This is a genomic window from Sphingobium sp., from assembly GCF_032153725.1.
Taxonomy (GTDB): domain Bacteria; phylum Pseudomonadota; class Alphaproteobacteria; order Sphingomonadales; family Sphingomonadaceae; genus Sphingobium.
This window is the reverse complement of sequence record NZ_JALDYQ010000009.1, coordinates 1-12,240: the sequence shown is the minus strand read 5'-3', so window position 1 is coordinate 12,240 and position 12,240 is coordinate 1. Positions and strand designations below refer to the sequence as shown.

General features: G+C 63.5%; 11 protein-coding genes. 9 read left to right on the top strand and 2 right to left on the bottom strand.

Annotated elements, in window-relative coordinates; genetic code table 11:
* The first annotated feature begins 2 nt into the window (after positions 1-2).
* A complete protein-coding gene (locus tag RUH75_RS04890; RefSeq protein ID WP_313802741.1) occupies positions 3-563 on the top strand; it encodes a thiamine phosphate synthase in 561 nt (186 codons plus the stop codon).
* Positions 564-782: 219 nt separating this feature from the next.
* Here RUH75_RS04890 and RUH75_RS04885 read toward each other — a convergent pair whose 3' ends face one another.
* Positions 783-1,514, bottom strand: coding sequence for a hypothetical protein (locus RUH75_RS04885; RefSeq protein WP_313802739.1), 732 nt, complete (start codon positions 1,512-1,514; stop codon positions 783-785).
* A gap of 239 nt (positions 1,515-1,753) precedes the next feature.
* On the opposite strand from RUH75_RS04885, the gene RUH75_RS04880 reads away from it, so the two are divergent.
* The 6 genes from RUH75_RS04880 (at position 1,754) to RUH75_RS04855 (ending at position 8,982) form a co-directional block, all read left to right on the top strand.
* Entirely contained in the window at positions 1,754-2,203 is a 450-nt protein-coding gene (locus tag RUH75_RS04880; protein ID WP_313802866.1) for a DUF3576 domain-containing protein, read from the top strand.
* Between the two features lie 82 nt (positions 2,204-2,285).
* Positions 2,286-4,802, top strand: coding sequence for a leucine--tRNA ligase (leuS, locus tag RUH75_RS04875; RefSeq protein WP_313802737.1), 2,517 nt, complete (start codon positions 2,286-2,288; stop codon positions 4,800-4,802).
* A 23-nt stretch (positions 4,803-4,825) separates the two neighbouring features.
* Positions 4,826-5,323, top strand: coding sequence for an LPS assembly lipoprotein LptE (lptE, locus tag RUH75_RS04870; RefSeq protein WP_313802735.1), 498 nt, complete (start codon positions 4,826-4,828; stop codon positions 5,321-5,323).
* Positions 5,320-6,351, top strand: coding sequence for a DNA polymerase III subunit delta (holA, locus tag RUH75_RS04865; RefSeq protein WP_313802733.1), 1,032 nt, complete (start codon positions 5,320-5,322; stop codon positions 6,349-6,351). The genes lptE and holA overlap by 4 nt, the downstream gene beginning before the upstream one ends.
* Positions 6,352-6,391: 40 nt before the next feature.
* Positions 6,392-6,796, top strand: a complete 405-nt coding sequence (msrB, locus tag RUH75_RS04860) for a peptide-methionine (R)-S-oxide reductase MsrB (protein WP_313802731.1) — start codon at positions 6,392-6,394, stop codon at positions 6,794-6,796.
* Between the two features lie 110 nt (positions 6,797-6,906).
* Entirely contained in the window at positions 6,907-8,982 is a 2,076-nt protein-coding gene (locus RUH75_RS04855; RefSeq protein ID WP_313802729.1) for a PBP1A family penicillin-binding protein, read from the top strand.
* A 34-nt stretch (positions 8,983-9,016) separates the two neighbouring features.
* On the opposite strand, the gene RUH75_RS04850 is transcribed toward RUH75_RS04855, so the two are convergent.
* Positions 9,017-9,970: an aspartyl protease family protein gene (locus RUH75_RS04850; RefSeq protein ID WP_313802727.1), complete on the bottom strand. Its 954-nt coding sequence runs from the start codon at positions 9,968-9,970 to the stop codon at positions 9,017-9,019.
* 258 nt (positions 9,971-10,228) lie between these two features.
* Between RUH75_RS04850 and rho the strand changes: the two genes are divergently transcribed.
* Together rho and RUH75_RS04840 are read left to right on the top strand one after the other, a co-directional pair.
* The gene (gene rho / locus RUH75_RS04845; RefSeq protein ID WP_313802725.1) at positions 10,229-11,485 is read left to right on the top strand and encodes a transcription termination factor Rho; all 1,257 of its coding nucleotides are present in this window, start codon (positions 10,229-10,231) and stop codon (positions 11,483-11,485) included.
* 22 nt (positions 11,486-11,507) lie between these two features.
* Positions 11,508-12,227: a YjbE family putative metal transport protein gene (locus RUH75_RS04840; protein WP_313802723.1), complete on the top strand. Its 720-nt coding sequence runs from the start codon at positions 11,508-11,510 to the stop codon at positions 12,225-12,227.
* Positions 12,228-12,240 lie beyond the last annotated feature (13 nt).

Below are 12,240 nucleotides of genomic sequence, written 5' to 3'. Positions count from 1 at the left end.
TCATGCAACGCCGCCACCGCAAAAAACTGCCGATGATCTGGTTGATGACCGACGAACGCGTTGGGGAGGCGGCTTTGCTGGCGGCGGTTGCGCGGTTGCCTGTGGGAAAGGCAGGGGTGGTGTTTCGGCATTACCGCACGTCCCGGCGGAAGCGACGGGCATTGTTCGATCAGGTTGCGCGGGTCGCGCGATCACGACGGTTGGTATTGATGCTGGGGGGCACGGCGTCGCAGGCGCAGGGGTGGGGTGCCGACGGCTGGCATGGGCGTGACAGCCGTGTTGCGGGGAAGGCGCTGCTTCACAGCATGCCGGTACATGATGAGCGGGAAATGCTGGCGGCGTTGCGGGATGGGGCCGATCTGGTCTTTCTATCGCCGCTTTTTTCGACGCGATCGCATCCCGGTGCGTTTCCCTTGGGGAAGGTGCGATTCGCGAATCTGGCGCGGCTATCCGATGTGCCGGTGATGGCTTTGGGCGGTGTGCGTGTGGCACATCGGGCGATGTTGAAGGGTATAGGGGCGTCAGGCTGGGCGGCGATTGATGGCTTGTCGGTCCAGGGGTGACGCTTGGGTGGATGTCGGACGGTCCGCTTATCCGTCATCCCCGCGAAAGCGGGGACCCATCTCCTGAGCGAACTGCCTGATGCAAGGTTGGGAGATGGGTTCCCGCTTTCGCGGGAATGACGAACTGTTGAACGGCTACAAATGGCCGAAAAAAGACTCACAGCTCCGGCGCAGCGAAGATGCGAAGCCAGCCTGCAGGAACCCTAAATGGCTCCGCCTTTAGAACTTGAAGATCGTGCCCAGATAGACGGCCTGGGCATCCTGCCGGTCGTCGGTCATCGGGGTCAGGCGGCCAGCAAAGCTGTTATTATAGCGCACGCCCGCCGTGACGTTCAGATTGCGCGTCAGCGAATAGGAACTGGCCAGATCCAGCGAATAATCCTTGTCCGCGCTGGGGTTGCGGATCGTCGCGGCCGGTTCGCGGCGGCTTTCGATCAGGACCTTCGTGCTGAAGCGGTCCTTGTGGCCCTGATCCAGCGAGAAATTCCTCGCGCCCGCGATCGGTTCGACCGAAACCGGGTCCAGTTCCTTGCGGCCCACCGCTTCGGGCAGGGCGAACTTGCGCCAGTTATGTGCGCTGTTGAGGCTGAAGGCGACCGGCGCGATATTCACCGGATCGAGCGTCCGGCTGACGGCCACCCGATCGTTCAGATCGGCGGCGCGCACCATGACCGTGACCGAGCGCTGACCGCTCAGCGAACCGCTGGTGGGCGTGAACCGGAAATTCTGACGACTCGCGGAGGCGGCGATCTTCGCATAGGCCGCGGCCAGACGTGGGTCCTTGGTCGTCGGAGTGAAGGAGGAAATGCTGCCCAGGGCACCCAGCGACACCGGCGTTTCGGCGCGCATGTGGACGAGATCGGTCGCGGCGCCGAATGCGGGAGACAGCATGAAGCCGGCCACGGCAACCGCCGAGCCTGCCAATGCGATATGTCCCCTCTTCAGACGCATGATACGAATCTCTTCCCCACCGACTACTTTTCTAGGCTTCTTCATATACGCAAGGCTCTGGAATTGGTAGAGCGCTACCAGTTTTTTGTCCGAGCTGTTGCACGGAACACACAGGACTCGTTCGCTCCCGCGACGAAGCGTGAGGGGAGGGATGGCGCGGGCACCCGACTCCCCCTTGCCGATTGGCGCGGCTTCTCTATAGAAGCGGGGCGTTTTTCTTGTTTGATGGGACAGTCATGATGGTCCGCCGCCTTTCCACGCCTCTTTCCGCCGGTCTGCTGCTGGCTGCGCTTCTGCCGCTCGCCGCCTGCGGAGGTGGCGCCAAGGACCGTCCCAAGGCGGATCTGGCCGCGTCGAAGGTGACGACGATCGGCGTCAACGCCTATCTATGGCGCGCGACGCTGGATACCCTGTCCTTCATGCCGATGGTGCAGACGGATTCCAACGGCGGCGTGATCGTCACTGACTGGTATGCGAACCCGAACAGCCCCAATGAGCGTATGAAACTGACCGTTTCTATCCTCGACCAGGATTTGCGCGCCGACGCCCTGCGCGTGGCCGCCAGCCGCCAGATCAGCCAGAACGGCCAGTGGGTCGACGCGCCGGTGCAGGCCGCGACCGTGCAGAAGCTGGAAGAGATCATCCTCACCAAGGCCCGCGACCTGCGCCGCATGGCGATTGCCGGCTAAGCCCTTTTTCCGTCGCTTATTTTGAACCACGGGGCTGGGCTTGGACAAAGCTCAGCCCGAATGCATTTTGAGGACCGATTCCATGCAAAGGCGCTTCAACCCGCTTGAGGCCGACGCCCGCTGGCAGGCCGCCTGGGACGAGAAGCAGACGTTCAAGGCGTCGGACACGAGCGACAAGCCACGGTCCTATGTGCTGGAGATGTTCCCTTACCCCTCCGGGCGCATCCATATCGGCCATGTGCGCAATTACTCGATGGGCGACGTGCTGGCGCGCTTCCGCCGGATGACCGGGCATGAAGTGCTGCATCCGATGGGTTGGGACGCCTTCGGCATGCCGGCCGAAAATGCCGCGATGGAAAAGAAGGTCCATCCCGGCAAATGGACCTATGAGAACATCGGCAATATGAAGGCGCAGCTCAAGAAACTGGGCTTCGCGCTGGACTGGAGCCGGGAACTGGCGACCTGCCATCCCGACTATTATGGCCATGAGCAGGCGCTGTTCCTCGACATGCTGGAAGCGGGTCTGGTCTATCGCAAGGAATCGGCGGTCAACTGGGACCCGGTCGACATGACCGTGCTTGCCAATGAGCAGGTGATCGACGGCAAGGGCTGGCGTTCCGGCGCGCCGGTCGAGAAGCGGAAATTGAGCCAATGGTTCCTCAAGATCACGCAATTCGCGGACGATCTGTTGGCGGGCCTCAAGACGCTCGACCAGTGGCCCGAGAAGGTCCGGCTGATGCAGGAGAATTGGATCGGCAAGTCGGTCGGCCTGCAATTCCGCTTCAAGCTGGACGCGCCGGTCGGGGATATCGATGAGCTGGAGGTCTTCTCCACCCGTCCGGACACGGTTTTCGGCGCGAGTTTCGCGGCGATCGCTGCGGATCATCCGATCGCGCTGGCGCTGGCCGAAAAGGACGCGGCGCTGCATGCCTTTGCCGATGAATGCCGGCAGACCGGCACCGCTGCGGCCGAGATCGAGACGCAGGAAAAGAAGGGCTATGACACCGGCCTGTCGGTGATCCATCCCTTCACCGGCGCCAAGCTGCCGCTGTTCGTCGCGAATTTTGTGCTGATGGATTATGGCACCGGCGCCGTCATGGCGGTTCCGGGCCATGACCAGCGCGACCTCGACTTCGCCCGCAAATATATGCTTGCCGTGGAGCGTGTCGTCGCTGCCGAGGGTGACGAAACCAGGAGTATCGGTGAGGAGGCCTATGTCGGCCCCGGCAAGCTGGTGAATTCCGATTTCCTGAATGGCCTCGCCGTCGAGGATGCGAAGGCGGAAGTCATCCGCCGCGCCGAAGAGGGGGGCTGGGGTACCGGCACCACCGTCTTCCGCCTGCGCGACTGGGGCGTGTCGCGTCAGCGCTATTGGGGCACCCCGATCCCGGTCATCCATTGCGAGGATTGCGGCCCGGTGGGCGTGCCCAAGGACCAGCTGCCGGTCGTGCTGCCGGAGGATGTCAGCTTCGACATTCCCGGCAATCCGCTCGATCGCCATCCGAGCTGGAAGCATGTCGACTGCCCGAAATGCGGCAAGGCGGCGCGGCGCGAGACGGACACGCTGGATACTTTCACGGATTCAAGCTGGTATTTCATCCGCTTCGCCAGCCAGCCCAAGGACAAGCCCTTCGATCGCGAGACGGTCGAGAAATGGCTGCCGGTCGGCCAATATATCGGCGGCGTGGAACATGCGATCCTGCATCTGCTCTATGCCCGCTTCTGGACCCGCGCGCTTCAGCATATGGGGCAGATCGGCTTTGCCGAACCATTCACCGGCCTATTCACCCAGGGCATGGTGACGCACGAAACCTATAAATCGCCCGAAGGCGCCTGGCTCGCCCCGCAGGATGTGGAGAGGCAGGGCGACAGCATCGTCATGCTCGAAACCGGCGCGCCGGTGACGGTCGGCCGCGTCGAGAAAATGTCCAAGTCCAAGAAGAATGTCGTCGATCCCGATGACATCATCGCCCAATATGGCGCGGACGCGGTACGCTGGTTCATGCTGTCTGACAGCCCGCCGGAGCGCGACCTGCCCTGGACGGAAGCGGGCATCGAAGGCTCCTGGCGCTTCGTCAATCGCCTGTGGAGGCTGTTCGGGGAAGCCGACAAGGCCGCTGAGGGTCAGGACAGGACGCTCGACCGCAAGCTGCACCAGACCATCGACGGTGTCGCCAGGGATATCGAAGCCCTGTCCTTCAACAAGGCGGTGGCGAAGATCTACGAACTGACCAATACGGTCGAAAAGGCGAAGCCCTCGGCCAGCCGCAGCGCGGCGATCCGGGCGCTGGCGCTGCTGGTCGCGCCGATGACGCCGCATCTGGCCGAAGAAGCCTGGGCGGACATGGGCGAACAGGGATTGATCGCCGACGCCGCTTGGCCCGCTGTCGATCCGGCGCTGCTGGTCGAGGATGAGGTGACCATTGCCTGTCAGGTGATGGGCAAGCTGCGCGACACCATCACCGTACCCAAGGGCACGGCCAGGGATGAGCTGGAAAAGCTGGCCCTCGCCGCGCCCAATGTGGTGCGTACGCTGGATGGCGCCACGCCGAAGAAGGTGATCGTGGTGCCGGATCGTCTGGTGAACTTGGTCATCTGAACGCAAACGGCTAAGGTCATATCATGAAGCGCATTTTGCCCCTGCTCGGCCTTACCGTCCTGCTCTCCGCCTGCGGGCTTCGCCCGGTCTATAGCGGGGGGAGCCATGGCGCGGTCGCGCAGGCGCTGGGGCGTGTCGAGGTGCAGCCGATCGAGGGCAAGGGCGGCTGGCTGGTGCGCAACGCGCTCAACGACCGGCTGGCGGCGATGAGCGGCACAGGGCCCGGCTACAAGCTGGTGGTGAAGCTGGACGACAATATCAGCGGCTTCGGTTTGCGCTCGGACGCCGCTGTCACCCGCGAACGGCGCACTCTCCGGGCGCGCTATCAGCTGATCGATTCCACCACCGGCGCGCAGATTCTTGACGATACGGCCGGATCGGATGTCGGCATCGACGTCGTCTCCAGCGAATATGCGACCATCGCGGCGGAAGATACCGCGCTCGAACGGCTGTCGCAGACCATTGCCGATCAGATCATCGCCCGGCTCGCCCGCTTTGCCACCCCGGACAAAGCCCGTTGAAGGCCAGTCGCGGTCAGATCGAGAAGGCGCTCGACGCGCCGTCCGCCGACTGCCGCTTCTTCCTGCTCTATGGCCCCGATGAGGCGGGCAGCACGACGCTGGCGAAGCGGCTGGAGCGTGCCATGGGGCCGGAAGCGGAACGGATCGATCTCGACACCACCACCCTGCGCGACGATCCGGCGCGGCTGGCGGATGAGGCGGCGTCCTTCTCCATGTTCGGGGACAAGCGCTGGATTCGCGTCAACGGCATGGGCGAGGAATCGCTCCCCGCACTGACCGCTCTGCTGGAGGCCGAAGTGGCGGGCAATCCCGTCATTGCCATCGCCGGCGCGCTCAAGGGCACATCGAAACTGCTCAAGCTCGCCCTCGATCACAAACAGACCATGGCCTTCGCCTCCTACCAGCCCGACGCGCGGGAGGCGGAGCAGATCGCCATCGCCATTGCGCGGGAAGGGGGGCTGCGTCTCTCGTCGGACCTTGGCCGCCGCATTGCCGACCTTACCAATGGCGACCGCACGCTGATGGCAGGCGAGGTGGAGAAGCTGATCCTCTATCTCGACGCCGCGCCTGATCGGCCGCGAGAGGCGACCGAGGAAGCGCTGGACGCGCTATCGGCCGACAATCCCGATTCCGATGCCGCGCCGCTGGTGAACGCGGTCCTGGGCGGCGATCTGCGGGGCATGCATCGCGAACTGGGGCGCCTGGCCGAAGCCGGAACCGCGATGGCAGCGGTGCTGCGCCCGCTGCTGACCCGCGCCATGCTGCTCGCCAATATCCGCGCCGATTTCGACGGGAGTGGCCGGTTGGAGGGCGCCGTCGACGCGGCAGGCAAGGCGGTCTTCTGGAAGGAAAAGGGCGTCGTCACCCGACAGGTCCGCATCTGGGACGCGCCGGGTATCGCCCGCGTCATCCAGCGGCTGGCTCAGGCCGAGCGCGCCAGTCGGTCGGGCAGGGGATTGGGCGACCTGATGGTGCGTCATGAACTGCTGGCCATCGCCCGTCAGGCCGCGCGCGAACGCCAGGCCTAAGCGCTTGATCGGACGTCCTGCCGTCGCCATATTGCCGCGCATGGACAAGCTCAACCTGACCGACGCCGAATGGCGCGAGCGCCTTTCCCCCGACCAATATCATATCCTGCGCGAAGGGGGGACGGAGCGGGCGTTCACCGGAAAATATAACAGCAACAAGGCCGATGGCGTCTATTATTGCGCGGGCTGCGGCGCGGAGCTGTTCGATGCCGAGGAAAAATATGACAGCGGATCGGGCTGGCCCAGCTTCACCGCGCCGGTCGACATCGATGCCGTCGATGAAATCCGCGACAACAGCCACGGCATGATCCGTACCGAAGTCCGCTGTGCGAAATGCGACGGGCATCTGGGCCATGTCTTCCCGGACGGACCGGGCCTCAACGGCCTGCGCTATTGCATGAACAGCGCGTCGCTGGATTTCAGCCCACGCGACGACGTTGAATAATCGTTCATCGCCAGTAAAGCGTCGCTTCTCTTGAGCAATCAAGAGTTCTGTGCGGCCTGCACGGCTTTTCCACTGGCCGCCTTCCTGTTTAGCGCATATCCGGGCGAACCATGGCACGATCGAGCAGCGAACCGCAGGGCAAGGTGAAGAAGTGGCTGATACGGGGCCTGAAAATTGGTCTTCTCGGCTTTTTGAGCGCGGCGGTCGCGGTCGCGGTGGCGGTGGTGATCGCCTATCAGTCGCTGCCCGATTATGAATCGCTTAAATCCTCGCCCAATGGGCAGATGATCCGCGTGCATGCGGCGGACGGCAGCGTCATCGTCTCGCTGGGGCCAAGCTTTGGCCGTTGGCTGAGCTACGGCCAGATTCCGACCGTCATGGTCGATGCGATGATCTCGACCGAGGACAAGCGCTATTATCTTCACCCAGGCGTCGACCCGATCGGCATGGCGCGCGCCGCCTGGGTGGCGATGGAGCGTCGCGGCAGCGGCCGCCGCTGGCAGGGCGCCTCCACCATCACCCAGCAGGTGACGCGCAACATATTCCTCAACAACAGCTATAGCTGGGGCCGCAAGGTCCGGGAAATGGTGCTGGCGTTGGCGCTGGAGCGCAAATTCTCCAAGCGGCAGATCCTCGAACTATACCTCAACAAGGTTTATTTCGGCGGCGGCGCCTATGGCATTGACGCCGCCAGCCGCAAATTCTTCGGCCATCCCGCCACCAGTCTCGACCTGCCCGAATCCGCGATCATCGCAGGTCTGGTGAAGGCGCCGTCCAGTTACTCCCCCACCGCCGATGCCGATGCGGCGATCGGCCGGGCGGGCGTGGTGCTGGAACTGATGGAGGAAAATGGCAAGATCAGCGCCGCCGAGCGCGCCGAGGCCCATCTTCAGGACGTGAAGATGGCCCCCGAGCCGCCGCAGAACAGCGTCCGCTATTTCACCGACTGGGCGCTGCCGCAGCTCGACACGCTGGTCGATGAACCGAACGAGCCGCTGGAAGTCTATACCACCATCGACCTTGGCATGCAGAAGGCGGCGACCGCCGCGATCCAGGCCAATGTGCCGAAGGGCACGCAGGGCGCTTTGGTGTCGCTCGACCGCGACGGCGCCGTGCGCGCGATGGTTGGCGGCCTTGACTACGTCTCGTCCAACTATAATCGCGCCACCACGGCCACCCGCCAGCCGGGTTCCTCGTGGAAGATCTTCGTCTATATGGCGGCGCTGGAGGCCGGCTACACGCCCGATACCGGCGTCACCGACAGCGCGGTCGACATCAACGGTTGGAAGCCGCGCAACAGCAACGGCCGCTTCTCCGGCGACATCGATATCCGCACCGCCTTTGCCTATTCGGTCAACACCGTGGCGGCGAAGCTGGGGGTAGAGGTCGGCTTTCCGACCGTGGCCGACATGGCCCGGCGCTTTGGCATCACCACGCCGATCAACACCCACCCCTCGATGGTGCTGGGCACGTCCGACGTGCGGTTGATCGACATGACCCGCGCTTTCGCCTCGATCGCGCGCAAGGGCGTGGCGGTGACCCCCTATGGCATCACCAAGGTCACGACCGCGGACGGCCGCATCCTCTATGAACATCAGGACGACACCAGCCGCGTGCTGGTCGCCCCCTGGGTCGCGGCGGGCATGACCGATCTCATGCAGACCGCCGTCAGCACCGGCACCGGCAGGACGGCGCAGATCGATCGCCCGGTGGCAGGCAAGACGGGCACCACCAGCAGCAACAAGGATGGCTGGTTTCTGGGCTTTTCCAGCGGCGTCACCACTGGCGTCTGGATGGGCCGCGACGATGCGCATGCCGTCGGCGTGCTACAGGGCGGCCGGGCGCCGGCCCATGCCTTTGCCGATTATATGAAGGTCGCCGTCGCCAACCGTCCGGTCGAGCAGTTCGAGACGCAGGTTACGCTGCCCGAATGGCAGCTGGAACCGGATGAGGAAGCTTATTATGGCCAGCCCGACAGCGGAACGGATGGGGACATGATGGTCGATGAAAACGGTCTGCCGATCGAGCGCGGCCAGCAGCAACAAGGCGAAGACCGCCAGCAGAGCGAGGATGAAGGGACGGACGCCGCGCCCAATCCCGCCGACCGCCCGCAGCCGCCGCGTCTCGACCAGCAATGGATCGACAATGTGCTGGGGCGCAATCGGCAGCCACAACAACAGCGTTAGGGCATGTTCTGATTCAGCCTGATCGGAACAGGCCCTAGCCGATCGCCTTGGGCGAAGCGGCAAAGCGCGTCCGCTCCAGCAAGCCGGTATCGGGCAGGAGGAAGTCCACCTTCCCCCGCCCGAAATCAATGGCCACCCGGTCGAACCCCTTGAGCGCATTGATGCCGAGCAGCAGCGCGGGCTTGTCGAGAAGCTCCAGCTCGGCAAAGGGCTCCGCATCGGCGAACATCACGGGTATGTCCTTCAGCGTGACCCGGCCCATCCGCACCTGATCGATCAGCCCCAACTGACCGGCCAGCGTTTCGCCCGTCACGCTGGTCAGCGTCACCAGGCTCAGCGGCGGAGCCTTCTTCCTGCGCACCAGCTTGGTCATCAACGCCATATTGCCGACGCTGATCGACGTGCCGGTGTCGAGGATGATATTGACCTTCATCCCGTTGACGTCGGAATCGAGCAGGATCAGCTGACCCTTGCGCCGCCGCGCTTCCACGATGATCGCTTGGGGATCGCGCGGAGCCCGCCTGCTGGTGCTGATCTCCATCCGGCCGGTCCGGAAATTGAGCAGCAGGCGTTTGGCATGCAGCCCATCCAGCCCCAGCAGCCCCGGCGCGCCCAGATGCTCGCCCTCCAGCACCGGCGCTTCGATATCGTCCACGATCGTCTTGCCGAAGCCCAGTTTCGGCACATCGACCGTATGCGCTTCGGCCCGATTGGTCATGCTGACGATCGTGACCTGACGGCGGACCGGCAGCGCCAGCCTCTCGGCCAGCTCGCGCGAAATGACGGTGCGCTGCGATCCTGTATCCACGATGAAGTTCCACGGTCCCTTGCCATCGATATGGATGGGAATGGTGACGCGGGCGTCGGGCGTGGGAACGGTGCGGACGACAGCGGGCGGATCGTCGGGGTCGAGCGCGGCGTTTTGCGCGGCCAGGGGAGGGCTGATGATCGCGATAGCGATGCACAGGGCGGCGCGCAGGCGTCCCATCTCCTCGGTCCTCCTTATTTTATTCCTGTATAGCATGGGCCATGCTGTTCCGCCCATCCCGTTTCATTCGCGGCAGGGCGCATATCGGCAATTTCCATCCATGCGCACCATTGAGCCGCCTTGACTTGGCTAGGGTCGGATGGCTAAACGCCAGACATTCTATCCCGCCCGTCCGGCGCGGGTTTCTCCCGAGGCTTGGCCGGGCGTCACTTCCCCATTTCCGTTTCCAACTCTCTCATTCCATCGGACTCCACGCGAATGCACCTTAAGGATCTCAAGAAAAAAGCGCCTGCTGGCCTCGTGACCATGGCGGAGGAACTGGGCGTCGAAGGCGCATCGACCCTGCGCAAGCAGGATTTGATGTTCGCGATCCTCAAGGTCGAGGCCGATAATGGCGAGCAGATCATGGGCGAGGGCACGATAGAGGTGCTGCCCGACGGCTTTGGCTTCCTGCGCTCACCCGAAGCGAATTTCCTCGCCGGTCCCGACGACATCTATGTCTCGCCCAATCAGGTCCGCAAATTCGGCCTGCGCACCGGCGATACGGTGGAAGGGGAAATCCGCGCGCCCAAGGATGGCGAGCGTTATTTCGCCCTGACCAAGCTGATCTCCGTCAATTTCGACGATCCCGAAGTGGTCCGGCACCGCGTCAATTTCGACAATCTGACGCCGCTCTATCCGACGCAGAAGCTGACGCTCGATACGCTCGACCCGACGGTCAAGGACAAATCGGCCCGCGTCATCGACATCGTTTCGCCGCAGGGCAAGGGCCAGCGCGCGCTGATCGTCGCGCCGCCGCGCACGGGCAAGACGGTTCTGCTCCAGAATATCGCCAAGGCGATCACCGACAATCACCCCGAAGTCTTCCTGATCGTCCTGCTGATCGACGAGCGCCCGGAAGAAGTCACCGACATGCAGCGCAGCGTGAAGGGTGAAGTCGTCTCCTCCACCTTCGACGAACCCGCGCAGCGCCACGTCCAGGTCGCCGAAATGGTGATCGAAAAGGCCAAGCGCCTCGTGGAACACAAGAAGGATGTGGTGATCCTGCTCGACTCGATCACGCGCCTGGGCCGCGCCTACAACACCGTGGTCCCCTCGTCGGGCAAGGTGCTGACCGGCGGTGTCGACGCCAATGCGCTCCAGCGTCCCAAGCGCTTCTTCGGCGCCGCGCGTAACATTGAGGAGGGCGGTTCGCTCTCGATCATCGCCACCGCGCTGATCGACACCGGCAGCCGCATGGACGAAGTCATCTTCGAAGAGTTCAAGGGCACCGGCAATTCGGAAATCGTCCTTGATCGCAAGGTGGCGGACAAGCGCATCTTCCCGGCGCTGGACGTCGGCAAATCGGGCACCCGCAAGGAAGAACTGCTGGTCGACAAGGCCAAACTCAGCAAGATGTGGGTGTTGCGCCGTATCCTGATGCAGATGGGCACGGTCGACGCGATGGAATTCCTGCTCGACAAGATGAAGGATTCCAAGACCAACGAAGACTTCTTCGATTCGATGAACCAGTAAGCGGGAGTTTAGCCAGGCCGCCATGCTCGACCTTATCGCTACTGCCGCCGCTGCCGCCCAGGGATCGGGGTCCCTGGCCAGCATCTGGACCCATATCGTCAACGATTTCAGTAATATCGGATCACCCACCGCGCTGGCCGCCTTTGGCCAGGTGCTGATGATCGACGTGCTGCTGGCGGGGGACAATGCCATTGTCGTCGGCGCGCTGGCGGCGGGATTGCCTGCCGACCAGCGCAAGAAAGTCATCCTGCTTGGCATCATCGCCGCGCTGGTGCTGCGCATCGGCTTTGCGCTGGTCGTGACGCAGCTCATGCAGATTGTCGGCCTGATCCTGGCGGGCGGGCTGCTGCTGCTCTGGGTGGCCTTTAAAATGTGGCGTGAACTGCACCCGAAGCGGGGCGGCGACACGCCGGACACCGCTGACGACGACATATCCGGCCTGCGTCCCGCCAAGAGCTTTGCGGGCGCAGCCTGGGCCGTGGCGCTCGCGGATGTGTCGATGAGCCTTGATAATGTGCTGGCGGTCGCCGGCGCGGCGCGGGATCATCCCGGCATATTGATCATCGGCCTCATCCTGTCCGTCGCGTTGATGGGCATCGCCGCCAATATCATTGCCAAATATATCGAACGCTTCCGCTGGATCGCCTATCTTGGTCTTGCCGTCATCATCTATGTCGCGATCAAGATGATCTATGACGGTGTTGTCGACCATCAGGTCGGCATATTGACGCTCTTCGTCTGAGTTTTTCGCGGGG

Coding starts and splice junctions, on each gene's coding strand:
- msrB (WP_313802731.1), top strand. CDS start 6,392: ATGGACAAGCTCAACCTGACCGACGCCGAATGGCGCGAGCGCCTTTCC.
- RUH75_RS04840 (WP_313802723.1), top strand. CDS start 11,508: ATGCTCGACCTTATCGCTACTGCCGCCGCTGCCGCCCAGGGATCGGGG.
- leuS (WP_313802737.1), top strand. CDS start 2,286: ATGCAAAGGCGCTTCAACCCGCTTGAGGCCGACGCCCGCTGGCAGGCC.
- RUH75_RS04855 (WP_313802729.1), top strand. CDS start 6,907: ATGGCACGATCGAGCAGCGAACCGCAGGGCAAGGTGAAGAAGTGGCTG.
- RUH75_RS04850 (WP_313802727.1), bottom strand. CDS start 9,970: ATGGGACGCCTGCGCGCCGCCCTGTGCATCGCTATCGCGATCATCAGC.
- RUH75_RS04880 (WP_313802866.1), top strand. CDS start 1,754: ATGGTCCGCCGCCTTTCCACGCCTCTTTCCGCCGGTCTGCTGCTGGCT.
- lptE (WP_313802735.1), top strand. CDS start 4,826: ATGAAGCGCATTTTGCCCCTGCTCGGCCTTACCGTCCTGCTCTCCGCC.
- RUH75_RS04885 (WP_313802739.1), bottom strand. CDS start 1,514: ATGCGTCTGAAGAGGGGACATATCGCATTGGCAGGCTCGGCGGTTGCC.
- RUH75_RS04890 (WP_313802741.1), top strand. CDS start 3: ATGCAACGCCGCCACCGCAAAAAACTGCCGATGATCTGGTTGATGACC.
- rho (WP_313802725.1), top strand. CDS start 10,229: ATGCACCTTAAGGATCTCAAGAAAAAAGCGCCTGCTGGCCTCGTGACC.